General features: G+C 49.4%; 11 protein-coding genes, 2 tRNA genes, 3 rRNA genes and 1 pseudogene. 4 read left to right on the plus strand and 13 right to left on the minus strand.

Going from position 1 to position 18122, the window contains the following annotated elements; genetic code table 11:
- Positions 1-12: 12 nt before the first annotated feature.
- Positions 13-179, minus strand: a pseudogene (locus KXD89_RS22370) (hypothetical protein).
- 296 nt (positions 180-475) lie between these two features.
- Between KXD89_RS22370 and yihA the strand changes: the two are divergent.
- Positions 476-1108, plus strand: a complete 633-nt coding sequence (gene yihA, locus KXD89_RS21440) for a ribosome biogenesis GTP-binding protein YihA/YsxC (RefSeq protein ID WP_000183349.1) — start codon at positions 476-478, stop codon at positions 1106-1108.
- A 380-nt stretch (positions 1109-1488) separates the two neighbouring features.
- Here the strand turns inward: yihA and polA are convergent, their stop codons facing one another.
- Positions 1489-4275: a DNA polymerase I gene (gene polA, locus KXD89_RS21445; protein WP_000250006.1), complete on the minus strand. Its 2787-nt coding sequence runs from the start codon at positions 4273-4275 to the stop codon at positions 1489-1491.
- Positions 4276-4638: 363 nt separating this feature from the next.
- Here polA and KXD89_RS21450 point away from each other — a divergent pair, with 363 nt between their 5' ends.
- Positions 4639-5571: an acyltransferase gene (locus tag KXD89_RS21450; protein ID WP_001311257.1), complete on the plus strand. Its 933-nt coding sequence runs from the start codon at positions 4639-4641 to the stop codon at positions 5569-5571.
- 40 nt (positions 5572-5611) lie between these two features.
- On the opposite strand, the gene KXD89_RS21455 is transcribed toward KXD89_RS21450, so the two are convergent.
- From KXD89_RS21455 to KXD89_RS21470, 4 genes are all read right to left on the minus strand, one after another.
- A complete protein-coding gene (locus tag KXD89_RS21455) occupies positions 5612-7042 on the minus strand; it encodes a YdgA family protein (protein WP_001333507.1) in 1431 nt (476 codons plus the stop codon).
- A 154-nt stretch (positions 7043-7196) separates the two neighbouring features.
- Positions 7197-7823 carry a thiol:disulfide interchange protein DsbA gene (dsbA, locus tag KXD89_RS21460; protein ID WP_000725337.1) on the minus strand — a complete coding sequence of 209 codons (627 nt, stop codon included), beginning with the start codon at positions 7821-7823 and terminating at the stop codon, positions 7197-7199.
- Positions 7824-7839: 16 nt separating this feature from the next.
- Positions 7840-8826 (minus strand): stress response kinase SrkA, encoded by a 987-nt coding sequence (gene srkA / locus KXD89_RS21465; protein WP_001065497.1) that lies wholly within the window; start codon positions 8824-8826, stop codon positions 7840-7842.
- A 76-nt stretch (positions 8827-8902) separates the two neighbouring features.
- Positions 8903-9172: a YihD family protein gene (locus KXD89_RS21470; RefSeq protein WP_001295263.1), complete on the minus strand. Its 270-nt coding sequence runs from the start codon at positions 9170-9172 to the stop codon at positions 8903-8905.
- Between the two features lie 69 nt (positions 9173-9241).
- Here KXD89_RS21470 and mobA point away from each other — a divergent pair, with 69 nt between their 5' ends.
- Both mobA and mobB read left to right on the plus strand, forming a co-directional pair.
- Positions 9242-9826: a molybdenum cofactor guanylyltransferase MobA gene (gene mobA / locus KXD89_RS21475; protein WP_001052181.1), complete on the plus strand. Its 585-nt coding sequence runs from the start codon at positions 9242-9244 to the stop codon at positions 9824-9826.
- Positions 9808-10335: a molybdopterin-guanine dinucleotide biosynthesis protein MobB gene (gene mobB, locus KXD89_RS21480; protein ID WP_000907622.1), complete on the plus strand. Its 528-nt coding sequence runs from the start codon at positions 9808-9810 to the stop codon at positions 10333-10335. The genes mobA and mobB overlap by 19 nt, the downstream gene beginning before the upstream one ends.
- A gap of 271 nt (positions 10336-10606) precedes the next feature.
- Here the strand turns inward: mobB and rrf are convergent.
- The 7 genes from rrf to trkH all read right to left on the minus strand — a co-directional run bounded on the left by rrf (position 10607) and on the right by trkH (position 18095).
- A 5S ribosomal RNA gene (gene rrf, locus KXD89_RS21485) occupies positions 10607-10722 on the minus strand.
- 95 nt (positions 10723-10817) lie between these two features.
- Positions 10818-13721 (minus strand): 23S ribosomal RNA (locus KXD89_RS21490).
- A gap of 183 nt (positions 13722-13904) precedes the next feature.
- Positions 13905-13980, minus strand: a tRNA-Ala gene (locus KXD89_RS21495).
- Positions 13981-14022: 42 nt separating this feature from the next.
- Positions 14023-14099: transfer RNA gene (locus KXD89_RS21500), tRNA-Ile, on the minus strand.
- A 68-nt stretch (positions 14100-14167) separates the two neighbouring features.
- Positions 14168-15709: ribosomal RNA gene (locus KXD89_RS21505) — 16S ribosomal RNA — on the minus strand.
- Together the 16S, 23S and 5S rRNA genes with 2 tRNA genes alongside form the textbook arrangement of a ribosomal RNA operon.
- Positions 15710-16086: 377 nt before the next feature.
- Complete coding sequence (hemG, locus tag KXD89_RS21510) at positions 16087-16632, minus strand: menaquinone-dependent protoporphyrinogen IX dehydrogenase (protein ID WP_000853959.1); 546 nt, start codon at positions 16630-16632, stop codon at positions 16087-16089.
- 11 nt (positions 16633-16643) lie between these two features.
- The gene (gene trkH, locus KXD89_RS21515) at positions 16644-18095 is read right to left on the minus strand and encodes a Trk system potassium transporter TrkH (protein ID WP_000545677.1); all 1452 of its coding nucleotides are present in this window, start codon (positions 18093-18095) and stop codon (positions 16644-16646) included.
- Between the last annotated feature and the right edge of the window lie 27 nt (positions 18096-18122).

Here is an 18122-nt window from a genome sequence, read left to right on the forward strand (position 1 = left end):
GACTCATAACCCTTAACGGGTCTTACAATCCTTGCAGGCCGCCAACACACCCTGTTTTTCCTTTAGCCGGAACAATCCGTGTTGATTCCATTTCCGTTTAATTACGTCTCCGGACGTTTGTCTTCCTGACAATCCTCTGTCTTCGCCTCCTGGCGCTCCTGACCCTCATCCTGAGTCATTGTTCCTGTTAGCGTCCTCGCTCTATGGGTGCTACTTTACGCCTTTGCTTTAAACAAACAATCAACCGCCATCAGTATTTGCACATTTTCAGAGTTTTATATAAAAGCAATTCACTGATTTATATAGCTTATTTGACATGCATCGCAGAATTTTCTCTGCTATTTCGCATAAAGACTATCGGCAATGTCTCACAAAGCGTATGGCTTTTACTTACAACGCTCACGCCGAAAAATCCGCCTTTTATTATGGTTCAGGTATAATCGCCACAAAGCTTTGACTGACGGAGACGACCGCTTTGACTAATTTGAATTATCAACAGACGCATTTTGTGATGAGTGCGCCTGATATTCGCCACCTACCTTCCGATACCGGAATTGAAGTGGCTTTTGCAGGCCGTTCCAACGCAGGTAAATCCAGCGCGCTGAACACGCTGACTAACCAGAAAAGCCTGGCTCGTACCTCAAAAACCCCAGGGCGCACCCAGCTTATCAACCTGTTTGAAGTGGCTGACGGCAAGCGTCTGGTTGACTTGCCTGGGTACGGTTATGCGGAAGTCCCGGAAGAGATGAAGCGCAAATGGCAGCGTGCGCTCGGCGAATACCTCGAAAAACGTCAGAGCCTGCAAGGTCTGGTGGTGCTAATGGATATTCGCCATCCGCTGAAAGATTTGGATCAGCAGATGATTGAGTGGGCGGTAGACAGCAATATCGCCGTTCTGGTGCTGCTGACCAAAGCGGACAAACTGGCAAGCGGCGCACGTAAAGCGCAATTGAATATGGTGCGTGAAGCTGTACTGGCGTTTAACGGTGATGTGCAGGTTGAAACGTTTTCTTCGTTGAAGAAACAAGGCGTGGACAAGCTGCGGCAGAAACTGGATACCTGGTTTAGCGAGATGCAGCCTGTAGAAGAAACGCAGGACGGCGAATAATTTTCTTGCCTTAATGCTTGTGCCGGATGTGGCGTATCCGGCCCGTAAATTCAATAGATTACAATTCTACCGTTGGCCTGATAAACATAGCGCATCAGGCATTACGGATCTTTTCTTTCGCCCAATAAAAAACGCCCCAGTCATTACTGACTGGGGCGGCTAAAATATTCAGCCAAATCCGATTACGTGAAGTAAAAGGTCTGAAAGATAGAACATCTTACCTCTGTACCCTACGCGACTAACTTTACTCTTTTTTGTTCAGTTCAGAAAGCACTTTTTGTAATTTTTTTTCAGTTGTTGCATAGGAATTTCTAATAGCCATCACAAAACGTGACAGCTTATGTTGCTTACTTACGAAAAAAGGCATGTTCAGGCGAATCTTAGTGCGCCTGATCCCAGTTTTCGCCACTCCCCACTTCCACCAGCAACGGCACATCCAGACGGGTACAGTTTTCCATCAGTTGATGAATCTGCTTCGCGACGGCATCAACATCATCTTTATGAACTTCAAATACCAGTTCATCGTGTACCTGCATGATCATACGTACACGCGGTTGCTCAGCCTGTAACCACGCATCAACGGCAATCATCGCCCGTTTGATAATGTCGGCGGCGGTTCCCTGCATTGGCGCGTTAATGGCTGCACGTTCAGCCGCTGCACGACGAGCACCATTGCTGGATTTGATATCCGGCAGATACAGACGGCGTCCGTCCAGCGTTTCAACGTAGCCCTGCTCTTTCGCCTGAGCACGGGTGCGTTCCATATACTCCAGCACGCCAGGGTAGCGTTCGAAGTAAAGGTCCATGTACTTCTGCGCTTCTTTACGTGGAATGTTCAATTGCCGCGCCAGACCGAAAGCACTCATGCCATAAATCAGACCAAAGTTGATCGCTTTCGCGCTACGGCGTTGCTCGCTGGTGACGGTTTCCAGTGGCAAACCAAACACTTCTGCCGCCGTTGCCCGGTGGATATCTTTTCCTTCCGCGAATGCGGTCAGCAAGCCTTTGTCACGCGAAAGATGCGCCATAATGCGCAGTTCAATCTGCGAGTAGTCCGCTGAGACAATCACATAATCCTCTGGCGCAATAAACGCCTGGCGGATACGACGACCTTCTTCGTTACGCACCGGAATGTTTTGCAGGTTAGGATCGGTTGACGATAAACGTCCCGTTGCAGTTACTGCCTGGTGATAAGAGGTATGCACACGCCCGGTTTTCGGGTTGATCATCAGCGGCAGCTTGTCGGTGTAGGTCGATTTCAGCTTCGCCAGACCACGATACTCCAGAATCACTTTTGGCAACGGATAGTCCAGCGCCAGTTCTTCCAGTACCTCTTCCGACGTTGACGGCGCGCCACCCGGCGTTTTCTTCAGCGGTTTAATGCCCTGTTTTTCAAAGAGAATGGTTTGTAACTGCTTGGTGGAAGAAAGGTTAAATTCCTCACCTGCAATTTCATGCGCTTTCTTTTCCAGCTCAGCCAGACGAAGGGTGAGCTCTTCAGAATGATTGTGCAGCACTTTCGGATCGATCTTCACACCGTTACGTTCAATGCGTGAAAGCACCGGCACCAGCGGCATTTCGATATTCTCGAAGACGTTCAACGGCCCTTTGTGTTTTTGCAGATCCGGCCACATTTTCAGATGCAACTGCAAGGTGACATCTGCATCTTCGGCGGCGTAACGTCCGGCTTCTTCGAGGGCAATCTGGTTAAAGGTCAGTTGATTTTTGCCTTTACCAGCAATCTCTTCAAAAGTGATGGTTTTGTGCTTCAACCAACGTTCCGCGAGGCTGTCCATATCGTGACGCCCGGCAACGCTATTGAGAATGTAGGACTCCAGCATGGTATCAAACGCAATCCCACGCAGTTCAATGCCGTAGTTCGCCAGAATACCGCGATCGTATTTCAGGTTTTGCCCGACCTTCAGCGCCTTTTCATCTTCCAGCAGCGGTTTTAGCAACTCGAGTGCACGCTCGCGAGAGATTTGATCGGGCGCATCAAGATAATCATGAGCAACCGGAATATATGCCGCTACGCCTGGCTCGATAGCAAAAGAAAGCCCGACCAGGTTAGCAGAGATGTTATCAAGGCTGTCGGTTTCGGTATCAAATGCAAATACCGGCGCTTTTTCCAGCTTCGCAATCCACGCTTTCAGTGTTTCTTCATCAAGGATGGTGACGTAGTTGTCATAAGAAATCACCGTTGCCGTCACTTCTGGTGCTTCGTCTGCAACACTGGTTTCCTGTGGCTTCGCGGCTGGTTTTGCCCCTTTGGCCTGTAACCATTTGCCCGCTTCGACATCAGCAGTCCAGCGTTTGAACTCATACTTTTTGAACAGCCCCAACAACTCTTCCGCTGCCGGTTGCTGCACTTCCAGTTGTTCACAGGTCAGCTCCAGTTCAACGTCGGTTTTAATCGTCGCCAGCTGGTATGAGAGATAAGCAACTTCTTTGTTTTGCTCGAGCTTCGCTGCCATTGTTTTCGCGCCACGGAAGCTCAACCCAGCAATTTTTTCTGGCTCGGCATACAGCGTATCCAGTCCGCCAAGACCTTGCAGCAATGCCTGCGCGGTTTTTTCACCGACGCCCGGTACGCCAGGAATGTTATCAGAGGAGTCACCCATCAGCGCCAGGAAATCGATGATCAGTTCTGGCGGCACGCCGTACTTATTCACCACCTCTTCCGGTCCGAGGATGGTATTCGTCATGGTATTGATAAGCGTAATATTTGGCGTCACCAGCTGCGCCATATCTTTATCGCCAGTGCTGATCAGCACCGGACGCCCGGCTTTTTCGGCTTCGCGCGCCAGAGTACCGATAACGTCGTCCGCTTCTACGCCAGAAACCGCCAGCAGCGGCAGTCCCATCGCTTTAACCATCGCGTGCAAGGGTTCGATTTGTGCACGCAGATCGTCCGGCATTGGCGGGCGATGTGATTTGTAATGTTCAAACAGTTCATCACGAAAGGTTTTTCCCTTGGCGTCAAAGACCACCGCTGCATGCGTCGGTTTATATTGCATGATCAGACTGCGCAGCATGTTGAGGACACCATACATCGCACCGGTCGGCTCGCCTGCGCTGTTAGTCAGCGGGGGAAACGCGTGATATGCGCGATAAAGATAAGATGAACCATCTACAAGGATAAGTGGATTTTGGGGGATCTGAACCATAATGTCCGTGCCTGTTTATCAGATTATGGGTAAAGGATGCCACAGACAGGATGAAAACATGAGTTTTTCACCGCTTTTCGTGAAAATCTTTTGTAGATCTTCTGGATCGCTCGCAAATCGTCATGTGGATAACTTTGTGCATAAATTATTTACATCGCTTTTAATTTATTATCATGCTTTTTACAGCATGATGTTTGTCTTTGTTTTTCATGCAGTTAAAAATAAATCCATCCCTAATAATTGAGATAATGGGATTTTTTCTAATGTGGATAGATATGAATTATTTTTCTCCTTAAGGATCATCCGTTATTTGGGTCGTTTTCTGCTAAAATCTGCGCCTTGCGCTTCTTTAGCGCACTGTCTATGGCTAACCTTTTGAATAAATTCATTATGACGAGAATACTCGCTGCGATAACCCTTTTGCTGAGTATCGTATTGACCATTTTGGTCACTATTTTTTGTTCCGTCCCGATCATCATTGCCGGGATTGTAAAACTATTGCTACCTGTGCCAGTCATTTGGCGAAAGGTTTCGCGTTTTTGTGATTTTATGATGTATTGCTGGTGTGAAGGTCTGGCGGTATTACTGCATCTGAACCCACACCTTCAATGGGAAGTTCACGGGCTGGAAGGGTTAAGTAAGAAGAACTGGTATCTGCTTATTTGTAACCACCGTAGTTGGGCAGATATTGTCGTACTGTGCGTGCTGTTTCGTAAGCACATTCCGATGAATAAATATTTCCTCAAGCAACAGCTGGCCTGGGTGCCATTTCTTGGCCTGGCGTGCTGGTCGCTGGATATGCCGTTTATGAAGCGTTATTCCCGCGCTTATTTATTACGTCATCCGGAGCGACGTGGTAAAGATGTTGAAACCACTCGGCGTTCTTGTGAAAAGTTTCGCCTGCATCCCACCACCATTGTCAATTTCGTTGAAGGCTCCCGTTTCACGCAAGAAAAACATCAGCAAACCCACTCCACTTTTCAAAACTTGTTGCCACCAAAGGCGGCAGGCATTGCGATGGCGCTAAATGTACTGGGTAAACAATTCGATAAACTGCTTAATGTTACGCTGTGTTATCCGGACAATAACCGTCAGCCGTTCTTCGATATGTTAAGCGGTAAACTGACGCGGATTGTCGTACATGTGGATTTACAGCCTATTGCCGATGAGTTACATGGCGACTACATCAATGACAAAAGCTTTAAGCGCCATTTTCAGCAATGGCTGAACTCATTGTGGCAGGAAAAAGACCGGCTTCTGACGTCTCTCATGTCATCACAGCGTCAGAATAAGTAAGTTTTACTCGCCTCTGAATGAGCAGAGGCGAGTGAGTATTTTAATGAACAAAACGTCCGGCACGAGACATAAATTCTTCTTCGCTCATCTCCTGTCCGTTAAAAACAACTTTACCCGGTGTATAACGCAGCTGCAGCGAGGCGGTATTGTTGTCAATCGTGATTAACTGAAACATCTGACCTAATGTCATCATCCCGCTGATTTGTTTATCAGCCTGCTTTTGCGCTTTTTCCGCATCCATTCCTTCAGATAAATTAAGCTGTTTTGCGGTTTCTGTGACGACATTAAGCGGTAACTTCACATCAAAATTGAGCGATTTGATATCTTTGTTTGTGGATGATGAAGATTTGGCTGGGTCGGCAATACTGATATCCAGATTGGCATTTAGTTCGCCGAGTGCGTTCTTCCATCTTACCGGTTGTTTAATGGTCGGCTCACTTTTTTGTAATAACGGTAAATACTCTTTGAACAATGCAGCATTCACTTCTTGCAGAGCAACTTCATCGTTTGCTAACTCAGGGTGTGCAGCAAGCTGCTTCTGCATCGCAATGTTATACTGGATGATAAATTGGCGCACTGCTGAGGGATCAATAGATTCAGCAATCAATGACCACTCACCACTACCGAGTTGCTGATTCCCTTTTGTTAACTTATCAAGTTCGTAGGTGAGATTGACATTGATATAATCTTTGTCTTTAACGCGATCCAGCCTGGTTTTTGCAACGAAAGCATCGATTTGGGCAACGTCTTCCCCGTGATTGATAATGTTAATCTGATTAAATTTCGACTCGCTTTCACCAACCGGAAATTTCTTTTCTTCTAATCGCGCCAGAGAATCAATGGTAAAACTTTTTGCCGTTACTTTGTTCATTGGTGATAATTGCAGAACAATATCTTCGACTTTGCCTTCAATATCCAGGTTAGACAATGAACTACCATCACCATTAAAAGTAAACTGGCCCTCACCAAAAGAAAACTTTCCATACTCTGCAGGGGCAACATCTAATGTCGTAGAGAATGAGCCACCAAACGCGAATCGCAATGTCGCTTCCACGGGCGATTTATTTTTCGCGGCGATAAATAGCGGTTGTGTCAGTTCATTATTCACTAAGTTCACTTTTGCCGCTGCCAGTGCTGGGATGACATTACCATGCATTAACATTGTGATGGGCAACGGACCGTGCTCAACATCCACATCAAATACAACTTTCTGGCCTGGCTTGATATTGAGATCGGGTGCACCGTTATCGAATGTCATTTGCATTTGAAAACGGGAATTAAAAAAGCCTTTGTCAAAATTTTGATAACTTAACGTCATATCGTAGGCATGTTCACCTTTCTTTTTAGCATCGTTAAAATCTTTAATAAATTTTTCGACACCAGGCTGAATTTGCGTACCTGTGTACCATGTGCCACCACCCCAGATTACGGCTAACGCAACAATAACACCTGTAGCTGACTTACGTATCATATAAATATTCCCTGATAAAACAGCAAAACTTTGAATATCCACTTATGCTGAAATAATGTCCAGCGGCAGGATGCATTATCAGAATGTATTTATATTTATTAAATAATAAAAAAAGCCCGTGAATATTCACGGGCTTTATGTAATTTACATTGAATTATTTTTTCTCGGACAGATATTTCACTGTATCAGCATACTGCTGAACAAAAACATCCATATTGCTGGTATCCATACCCTGCGGATTCAGCTGATATTTACCGTTAACAAACATCGCCGGAACGCCACGCAATTGCACGTCAGCTGCAGCTTTTTCCTGCTGAGCGACCAGAGATTTCACCACGAAGCTGTTCCACGCCGCGTCGTACTCTTCACCTTTAATACCTGCGTTGATAAATACATCGCGGATATCAGAAGCAGAACGAATGGTCTGGGTTTTCTGTACGCCTTCAAACAGCGGAACAGTCACTTTGTCTTCCACGCCCAGCGCCATCGCCACAGCCCATGCCTGAGTCAGATCTTTGCCCAGGTCACCACCCATGAAGTTGACGTGGTATTTAGTCATCTTCACGCCTTCCGGCAGTTTTTTCTTCACATTATCAGAAATATGCAGAACTTCTTCAAACTGATAGCAGTGCGGGCAGAAGAAAGAGAAAAACTCCAGCACTTGCGGCGCGCCAGCTACCGGTTTTTCCAGGGTAGTGTACTGTTTACCATCTTCATACTGCGCCGCCGATGCGCTAAACGCTAAAACTAAACCAGCCAGCGCCAGCCAAATCTTTTTCATGATCTACTCTCTCCGATTAATACATAGGTGTTAATTGCAAAGGGGGTTCTTGTAGAACTTTTGCCTGTTCTATAAAAGTCGCCGTCTGTCGCAGCCAGTAATCTTCCCCGGTTAACCACGGGAAATTTTTCGGGAACGCGGGATCAGCCCAACGCCGCATTAGCCAGGCAAGATAATAAACCAAACGCATGGCGCGTAAAGGTTCAATCAGTCCGATTTCAGCGGTGTCGAACTCGCTAAATTCTTCATAAGCTTCAATAATAGTTTCCAGTTGCATCCGCTGCTCGGCTTTATCGCCATTGAGCAACATCCACAAATCCTGAACGGCTGGACCATTACGTGCATCATCCAGATCAACAAACATTGGACCATCGCGCCAGAGAATATTCCCGGCGTGGCAGTCTCCATGTAGCCGCAGAACGGTGAAATCTTCCCGCCAGTGTGCTGTAACGGCGGCAATCAGCTCATCTGTCGCTTTCAGGAATGCCGCTTTCAACCCGGAAGGTATCAGTGTAGCGTCCTCAAACAGCTTGCGTGGCTCAATGAGATATTCGTTCAAACCGATGGTCGGGCGATGGATAAAAAGCTGTTTGCGCCCCGTCTGGTGCATACGCCCTAAATAACGCCCAACCGCTTCCATCTGATCGATATTATCAGCTTCGAACTGGCGACCACCGACGCTTGGAAAAACAGCGAAATAAAATCCCTGATGATTCAATAAAGTCTGACCGTTAAAGGCCACAGGTGCTGCGACCGGAACTTCATCATTTACCAGCTGCAACGCAAATTGATGTTCTTCGAGGATTTGATCGGCTGTCCAACGTTCAGGGCGATAAAATTTGACGACAAAACGTCGACGATCTTCGTCCTGAAATTGATAGACACGGTTTTCATAGCTGTTAAGCGGGGTAAGACCGGAATCCACCCGGATCCCATGCTCAAACAGAGCGTCCATGATGGTATCCGGGTGTAGTGTCTGGAAAGTAAAAGCGCTGTTATTCATCCCATCATCCGGAAAACATTACGAATGACGAAGGATATCATTTCACGATGATTTTGGTGGCGCCGCTTACAAGCTTTTACTCTTTAATTACGCCGCGAGCGCGTAACAGCGCCGTTTTGAAGTCTTCTTCATAATCTTTCTGCAAACCCGGGATCACCGCATCTTTCGCGGAATCACGCATTTTCAGGTGATAGATCAGAATGTCATCCGTCAAATCCGCCAGTTCGCCGTCAAAACCTGACTCTTTCGCCAGTTTCTGCAAAAATTGCAGCAGGTTAAGGTCTGGCTCTTTTTGCCAGGCTGGCTGGAGGAGTTCAATAACTTCATTCAGACGTTTACATTTCATAGTGATGCTCCTTACTCTTGAGACAGACACGTTAGCAGGGTCAATCCCACAATAAAAGAGGCGATATCGGTGAATCTGATGACGACGATAACAGGCGTTGTGCTGGCAGGCGGTAAAGCCAGACGAATGGGCGGCGTAGATAAAGGATTGCTTGAATTAAACGGCAAACCATTATGGCAACATGTCGCTGACGCGCTTATGACGCAGCTCTCTCACGTCGTGGTTAATGCTAATCGTCATCAGGAAATCTATCAGGCAAGCGGTCTGAAAGTGATTGAAGATTCACTGGCGGATTACCCAGGCCCTCTGGCAGGAATGCTTTCAGTAATGCAGCAGGAAGCTGGTGAGTGGTTTTTGTTTTGCCCGTGCGATACGCCTTACATTCCCCCTGATTTAGCAGCCAGGCTTAATCATCAGCGCAAAGATGCGCCTGTCGTGTGGGTCCATGACGGTGAACGCGATCACCCGACTATTGCTCTGGTAAACCGCGCTATTGAGCCTTTATTACTGGAATATCTGCAAGCAGGAGAACGCCGGGTAATGGTATTTATGCGTCTGGCTGGCGGTCATGCGGTTGATTTCAGCGATCATAAAGATGCATTTGTTAACGTGAATACGCCAGAGGAGCTTGCCCGATGGCAGGAAAAACGATGATACCGTTACTCGCCTTTGCCGCGTGGAGTGGTACCGGAAAAACTACGCTTTTGAAAAAACTGATCCCGGCATTATGCGCCAGAGGGATCCGTCCAGGGCTGATTAAGCATACGCACCATGATATGGATGTTGATAAGCCAGGCAAAGATAGCTATGAGCTGCGCAAGGCTGGCGCGGCACAAACCATCGTTGCCAGCCAGCAACGATGGGCCTTGATGACGGAAACACCAGACGAAGAAGAGCTGGATCTACAGTTTCTCGCAAGTCGAATGGATACCTCAAAGCTGGATTTGATTCTGGTCGAAGGGTTTAAGCATGAAGAGATCGCAAAGATTGTGCTGTTTCGCGATGGAGCCGGACATCGACCTGAAGAATTAGTGATAGACAGGCATGTTATTGCTGTAGCCAGTGATGTGCCGCTTAATCTTGATGTCGCATTACTGGATATTAATGATGTTGAGGGGCTGGCTGATTTTGTGGTGGAGTGGATGCAAAAGCAGAACGGATAAGCAAGAGTAGGCTGGATAAGACGCGCCAGCGTCGCATCCGGCATTTTTTTCTGCGCCAATGCAAAAAGGCCATCCGTCAGGATGGCCTTCTGCTTAATTTGATGCCTGGCAGTTTATGGCGGGCGTCCTGCCCGCCACCCTCCGGGCCGTTGCTTCGCAACGTTCAAATCCGCTCCCGGCGGATTTGTCCTACTCAGGAGAGCGTTCACCGACAAACAACAGATAAAACGAAAGGCCCAGTCTTCCGACTGAGCCTTTCGTTTTATTTGATGCCTGGCAGTTCCCTACTCTCGCATGAGGAGACCCCACACTACCATCGGCGCTACGGCGTTTCACTTCTGAGTTCGGCATGGGGTCAGGTGGGACCACCGCGCTACTGCCGCCAGGCAAATTCTGTTTTATCAGACCGCTTCTGCGTTCTGATTTAATCTGTATCAGGCTGAAAATCTTCTCTCAATCCGCCAAAACACCTTCGGCGTTGTAAGGTTAAGCCTCACGGTTCATTAGTACCGGTTAGCTCAACGCATCGCTGCGCTTACACACCCGGCCTATCAACGTCGTCGTCTTCAACGTTCCTTCAGGACTCTCAAGGAGTCAGGGAGAACTCATCTCGGGGCAAGTTTCGTGCTTAGATGCTTTCAGCACTTATCTCTTCCGCATTTAGCTACCGGGCAGTGCCATTGGCATGACAACCCGAACACCAGTGATGCGTCCACTCCGGTCCTCTCGTACTAGGAGCAGCTCCCCTCAGTTCTCCAGCGCCCACGGCAGATAGGGACCGAACTGTCTCACGACGTTCTAAACCCAGCTCGCGTACCACTTTAAATGGCGAACAGCCATACCCTTGGGACCTACTTCAGCCCCAGGATGTGATGAGCCGACATCGAGGTGCCAAACACCGCCGTCGATATGAACTCTTGGGCGGTATCAGCCTGTTATCCCCGGAGTACCTTTTATCCGTTGAGCGATGGCCCTTCCATTCAGAACCACCGGATCACTATGACCTGCTTTCGCACCTGCTCGCGCCGTCACGCTCGCAGTCAAGCTGGCTTATGCCATTGCACTAACCTCCTGATGTCCGACCAGGATTAGCCAACCTTCGTGCTCCTCCGTTACTCTTTAGGAGGAGACCGCCCCAGTCAAACTACCCACCAGACACTGTCCGCAACCCGGATTACGGGTCAACGTTAGAACATCAAACATTAAAGGGTGGTATTTCAAGGTCGGCTCCATGCAGACTGGCGTCCACACTTCAAAGCCTCCCACCTATCCTACACATCAAGGCTCAATGTTCAGTGTCAAGCTATAGTAAAGGTTCACGGGGTCTTTCCGTCTTGCCGCGGGTACACTGCATCTTCACAGCGAGTTCAATTTCACTGAGTCTCGGGTGGAGACAGCCTGGCCATCATTACGCCATTCGTGCAGGTCGGAACTTACCCGACAAGGAATTTCGCTACCTTAGGACCGTTATAGTTACGGCCGCCGTTTACCGGGGCTTCGATCAAGAGCTTCGCTTGCGCTAACCCCATCAATTAACCTTCCGGCACCGGGCAGGCGTCACACCGTATACGTCCACTTTCGTGTTTGCACAGTGCTGTGTTTTTAATAAACAGTTGCAGCCAGCTGGTATCTTCGACTGATTTCAGCTCCATCCGCGAGGGACCTCACCTACATATCAGCGTGCCTTCTCCCGAAGTTACGGCACCATTTTGCCTAGTTCCTTCACCCGAGTTCTCTCAAGCGCCTTGGTATTCTCTACCTGACCACCTGTGTCGGTTTGGGGTACGATTTGATGTTACCTGATGCTTAGAGGCTTTTCCTGGAAGCAGGGCATTTGTTGCTTCAGCACCGTAGTGCCTCGTCATCACGCCTCAGCCTTGATTTTCCGGATTTGCCTGGAAAACCAGCCTACACGCTTAAACCGGGACAACCGTCGCCCGGCCAACATAGCCTTCTCCGTCCCCCCTTCGCAGTAACACCAAGTACAGGAATATTAACCTGTTTCCCATCGACTACGCCTTTCGGCCTCGCCTTAGGGGTCGACTCACCCTGCCCCGATTAACGTTGGACAGGAACCCTTGGTCTTCCGGCGAGCGGGCTTTTCACCCGCTTTATCGTTACTTATGTCAGCATTCGCACTTCTGATACCTCCAGCATGCCTCACAGCACACCTTCGCAGGCTTACAGAACGCTCCCCTACCCAACAACGCATAAGCGTCGCTGCCGCAGCTTCGGTGCATGGTTTAGCCCCGTTACATCTTCCGCGCAGGCCGACTCGACCAGTGAGCTATTACGCTTTCTTTAAATGATGGCTGCTTCTAAGCCAACATCCTGGCTGTCTGGGCCTTCCCACATCGTTTCCCACTTAACCATGACTTTGGGACCTTAGCTGGCGGTCTGGGTTGTTTCCCTCTTCACGACGGACGTTAGCACCCGCCGTGTGTCTCCCGTGATAACATTCTCCGGTATTCGCAGTTTGCATCGGGTTGGTAAGTCGGGATGACCCCCTTGCCGAAACAGTGCTCTACCCCCGGAGATGAATTCACGAGGCGCTACCTAAATAGCTTTCGGGGAGAACCAGCTATCTCCCGGTTTGATTGGCCTTTCACCCCCAGCCACAAGTCATCCGCTAATTTTTCAACATTAGTCGGTTCGGTCCTCCAGTTAGTGTTACCCAACCTTCAACCTGCCCATGGCTAGATCACCGGGTTTCGGGTCTATACCCTGCAACTTAACGCCCAGTTAAGACTCGGTTTCCCTTCGGCTCCCCTATTCGGTTAACCTTGCTACAGAATATAAGTCGCTGACCCATTATACAAAAGGTACGCAGTCACACGCCTAAGCGTGCTCCCACTGCTTGTACGTACACGGTTTCAGGTTCTTTTTCACTCCCCTCGCCGGGGTTCTTTTCGCCTTTCCCTCACGGTACTGGTTCACTATCGGTCAGTCAGGAGTATTTAGCCTTGGAGGATGGTCCCCCCATATTCAGACAGGATACCACGTGTCCCGCCCTACTCATCGAGCTCACAGCATGTGCATTTTTGTGTACGGGGCTGTCACCCTGTATCGCGCGCCTTTCCAGACGCTTCCACTAACACACACACTGATTCAGGCTCTGGGCTGCTCCCCGTTCGCTCGCCGCTACTGGGGGAATCTCGGTTGATTTCTTTTCCTCGGGGTACTTAGATGTTTCAGTTCCCCCGGTTCGCCTCATTAACCTATGGATTCAGTTAATGATAGTGTGTCGAAACACACTGGGTTTCCCCATTCGGAAATCGCCGGTTATAACGGTTCATATCACCTTACCGACGCTTATCGCAGATTAGCACGTCCTTCATCGCCTCTGACTGCCAGGGCATCCACCGTGTACGCTTAGTCGCTTAACCTCACAACCCGAAGATGTTTCTTTCGATTCATCATCGTGTTGCGAAAATTTGAGAGACTCACGAACAACTTTCGTTGTTCAGTGTTTCAATTTTCAGCTTGATCCAGATTTTTAAAGAGCAAAACTTCGCAGTGAACCTTTGCAGGTACACTCTGAAGTATTTTTTATTTAATCACTACAGAGATGGTGGAGCTATGCGGGATCGAACCGCAGACCTCCTGCGTGCAAAGCAGGCGCTCTCCCAGCTGAGCTATAGCCCCATAACATGTAGTTAAAACCTCTTCAAATTTGCCGTGCAAATTTGGTAGGCCTGAGTGGACTTGAACCACCGACCTCACCCTTATCAGGGGTGCGCTCTAACCACCTGAGCTACAAGCCTGTAGAGGTTTTACTGCTCATTTTCATCAGACAATCTGTGTGAGCACTTCAAAGAACGCTTCTTTAAGGTAAGGAGGTGATCCAACCGCAGGTTCCCCTACGGTTACCTTGTTACGACTTCACCCCAGTCATGAATCACAAAGTGGTAAGCGCCCTCCCGAAGGTTAAGCTACCTACTTCTTTTGCAACCCACTCCCATGGTGTGACGGGCGGTGTGTACAAGGCCCGGGAACGTATTCACCGTGGCATTCTGATCCACGATTACTAGCGATTCCGACTTCATGGAGTCGAGTTGCAGACTCCAATCCGGACTACGACGCACTTTATGAGGTCCGCTTGCTCTCGCGAGGTCGCTTCTCTTTGTATGCGCCATTGTAGCACGTGTGTAGCCCTGGTCGTAAGGGCCATGATGACTTGACGTCATCCCCACCTTCCTCCAGTTTATCACTGGCAGTCTCCTTTGAGTTCCCGGCCGGACCGCTGGCAACAAAGGATAAGGGTTGCGCTCGTTGCGGGACTTAACCCAACATTTCACAACACGAGCTGACGACAGCCATGCAGCACCTGTCTCACGGTTCCCGAAGGCACATTCTCATCTCTGAAAACTTCCGTGGATGTCAAGACCAGGTAAGGTTCTTCGCGTTGCATCGAATTAAACCACATGCTCCACCGCTTGTGCGGGCCCCCGTCAATTCATTTGAGTTTTAACCTTGCGGCCGTACTCCCCAGGCGGTCGACTTAACGCGTTAGCTCCGGAAGCCACGCCTCAAGGGCACAACCTCCAAGTCGACATCGTTTACGGCGTGGACTACCAGGGTATCTAATCCTGTTTGCTCCCCACGCTTTCGCACCTGAGCGTCAGTCTTCGTCCAGGGGGCCGCCTTCGCCACCGGTATTCCTCCAGATCTCTACGCATTTCACCGCTACACCTGGAATTCTACCCCCCTCTACGAGACTCAAGCTTGCCAGTATCAGATGCAGTTCCCAGGTTGAGCCCGGGGATTTCACATCTGACTTAACAAACCGCCTGCGTGCGCTTTACGCCCAGTAATTCCGATTAACGCTTGCACCCTCCGTATTACCGCGGCTGCTGGCACGGAGTTAGCCGGTGCTTCTTCTGCGGGTAACGTCAATGAGCAAAGGTATTAACTTTACTCCCTTCCTCCCCGCTGAAAGTACTTTACAACCCGAAGGCCTTCTTCATACACGCGGCATGGCTGCATCAGGCTTGCGCCCATTGTGCAATATTCCCCACTGCTGCCTCCCGTAGGAGTCTGGACCGTGTCTCAGTTCCAGTGTGGCTGGTCATCCTCTCAGACCAGCTAGGGATCGTCGCCTAGGTGAGCCGTTACCCCACCTACTAGCTAATCCCATCTGGGCACATCCGATGGCAAGAGGCCCGAAGGTCCCCCTCTTTGGTCTTGCGACGTTATGCGGTATTAGCTACCGTTTCCAGTAGTTATCCCCCTCCATCAGGCAGTTTCCCAGACATTACTCACCCGTCCGCCACTCGTCAGCAAAGAAGCAAGCTTCTTCCTGTTACCGTTCGACTTGCATGTGTTAGGCCTGCCGCCAGCGTTCAATCTGAGCCATGATCAAACTCTTCAATTTAAAAGTTTGATGCTCAAAGAATTAAACTTCGTAATGAATTACGTGTTCACTCTTGAGACTTGGTATTCATTTTTCGTCTTGCGACGTTAAGAATCCGTATCTTCGAGTGCCCACACAGATTGTCTGATAAATTGTTAAAGAGCAGTGCCGCTTCGCTTTTTCTCAGCGGCGCGGGGTGTGCATAATACGCCTTCCCGCTACAGAGTCAAGCATTTATTTTTGCTTTCTCTGCCGGAGTTCTCAGGAGAACCCCGCTGACCCGGCGGCGTGTTTGCCGTTGTTCCGTGTCAGTGGTGGCGCATTATAGGGAGTTATTCCGGCCTGACAAGAGGAAATTTAAAATAATTTTCTGACCGCGCATTTTTTATTCTTTATGCTTATTTCAGCGTCGGTTTGTCGGTTAAATGGGCGATTTCTCGGGCGAAATTCGCCACCTGCTCCCAATCGGTATAGACAACTTCTTTGCGCGTATCCGTTTCACCGCCTGACATCTTCATAATCAGCTTGATCATAAAACGGTCGTACCAGCGATAACGTGGGTAACGCAGCGCCCCGGCAATGACCGCGCAGCGATCGGGACGCCATTGCGAGTTCATCAGAAACTTGCGCGCGTAGCTGTTGGTCTGTGGAGTACGCTTCTCCGGTTTGCGCGCCACCAGATTCACGGAGTAAAAGGCGCTCGGCATCGAATTCAGCCGCGTCGCATGTTTTTTGACAAATTCCTGGAACGCTGAATGGTAGTGACCATAGCGAATAGAAGCACCAATGACCACACGGTCATAGTTTTCCCACTGTGGTTCTTCAATGCGGTGCACATTGGCGACATCCGCCTGGATCCCCAGTTCTTTCAGTTCCGAAGCCAGGTAGGAGGCAATCTCGCGCGTTTGTCCGTCCCTTGTTGAGAAAAGAATTAATGTTTTCACGTATTACTCCATCATTCACGCCAGAAAGTCGGGGTAAAGAGCACCAGCAATGTAAAGACCTCGAGACGACCAAACAGCATGTTGGCAATCAGGATCCATTTAGCCACCGGGTTCATACTGGTAAAGTTATCAGCAACCACGCCAAGCCCTGGCCCCAGGTTATTCAATGTCGCAACAACCGACGCAAAGGCAGAAAAGTCATCCACGCCCGTGGCGATAATCGCCAGCATACTGACAATAAACACCAATGCATAGGCGGAGAAAAATCCCCAAACGGCTTCGAGGATACGTTCCGGCAGTGCGCGATTCCCCAGCTTAATGCTATAGACGGCGTTCGGATGCACCAGTCGTTTCAGCTCACGGTTCCCCTGCTTAAACAGCAGCAGGATGCGGATCACCTTCAGGCCACCGCCCGTTGACCCGGCGCAACCGCCGATAAAGGCTGAACATAAAAGCAGTACCGGCAAAAAGAGCGGCCAGCGGGCAATGCTGTCAGTTGTAAACCCGGCGGTTGTCGCCATCGACACCACCTGGAAAAACGCCTGGTTAATTGTCATCAGCGCCGAACTGTAGACATTATGAAACCACAGTACGAGGGTACAAATAACCACCAGCGTAAACTGTACGCCGATAAACATGCGAAATTCCGGATCGCGCCAATAAACCTTCAGACTACGCCCACTTAACAGTGAAAAGTGCAGACCGTAGTTACAGCCGGAGATCAGCAGGAAGATAGCAATGATAGTGTTAATAGTCGGGCTATCGAAATAACCGATACTGGCATCATGTGTCGAGAAGCCGCCAATAGCGATAGTCGCAAAGCTATGGCCGATGGCATCAAAGGCATCCATTCCGGCAAACCACAACGCCAGCGCACAGGCGACGGTCAGCAAGACATAAATCAACCACAGGGTTTTCGCCGTTTCCGCAATTCGCGGGCGCATTTTGTTATCTTTCAGCGGGCCGGGCATTTCTGCGCGATAGAGCTGCATCCCACCCACGCCGAGGATAGGCAGTATCGCAACCGCCAACACGATGATCCCCATCCCGCCAAACCATTGCAGCATCTGGCGATAAAAGAGGATGGCGTGAGGGAGCGAATCCAGCCCCACCAGCGTAGTGGCTCCCGTAGTGGTCAGGCCAGAGAAAGATTCAAAAAACGCATCGGTAATCGTGAGGTTCGGGCTTTCCGAGAAGATAAAAGGGAGCGCACCGACGCTACCCAGCACGGTCCAGAACAGCACCACTATCAGAAACCCCTCACGGGATTTAAGTTCGCCTTTCTCTTTGCGGTTCGGCCACCACAGCATAGAGCCAATGGCGAGGGCGACAAAAAAGGTCTGGGTAAAAGCGCGGCCCGCTCCATCCCGGTAGATGAGTGCTACCAGCCCAGGGATAATCATGGTCCCTGAAAATAAGATGACCAGTAGTCCAACGATTCGGGTAATGGCGCGAAAATGCATCTCTGCCGCTTCCTTAGTTCTGCAAAA

This window comes from Escherichia sp. TC-EC600-tetX4 (assembly GCF_019356055.1).
In the GTDB taxonomy this organism is placed as follows: Bacteria; Pseudomonadota; Gammaproteobacteria; order Enterobacterales; family Enterobacteriaceae.

Excerpts from the sequence above, each read along its gene's own strand:
- polA (WP_000250006.1), bottom strand. The coding sequence starts at position 4,275 with ATGGTTCAGATCCCCCAAAATCCACTTATCCTTGTAGATGGTTCATCT.
- KXD89_RS21450 (WP_001311257.1), top strand. The coding sequence starts at position 4,639 with ATGGCTAACCTTTTGAATAAATTCATTATGACGAGAATACTCGCTGCG.
- KXD89_RS21455 (WP_001333507.1), bottom strand. The coding sequence starts at position 7,042 with ATGATACGTAAGTCAGCTACAGGTGTTATTGTTGCGTTAGCCGTAATC.
- dsbA (WP_000725337.1), bottom strand. The coding sequence starts at position 7,823 with ATGAAAAAGATTTGGCTGGCGCTGGCTGGTTTAGTTTTAGCGTTTAGC.
- srkA (WP_001065497.1), bottom strand. The coding sequence starts at position 8,826 with ATGAATAACAGCGCTTTTACTTTCCAGACACTACACCCGGATACCATC.
- KXD89_RS21470 (WP_001295263.1), bottom strand. The coding sequence starts at position 9,172 with ATGAAATGTAAACGTCTGAATGAAGTTATTGAACTCCTCCAGCCAGCC.
- mobB (WP_000907622.1), top strand. The coding sequence starts at position 9,808 with ATGGCAGGAAAAACGATGATACCGTTACTCGCCTTTGCCGCGTGGAGT.
- trkH (WP_000545677.1), bottom strand. The coding sequence starts at position 18,095 with ATGCATTTTCGCGCCATTACCCGAATCGTTGGACTACTGGTCATCTTA.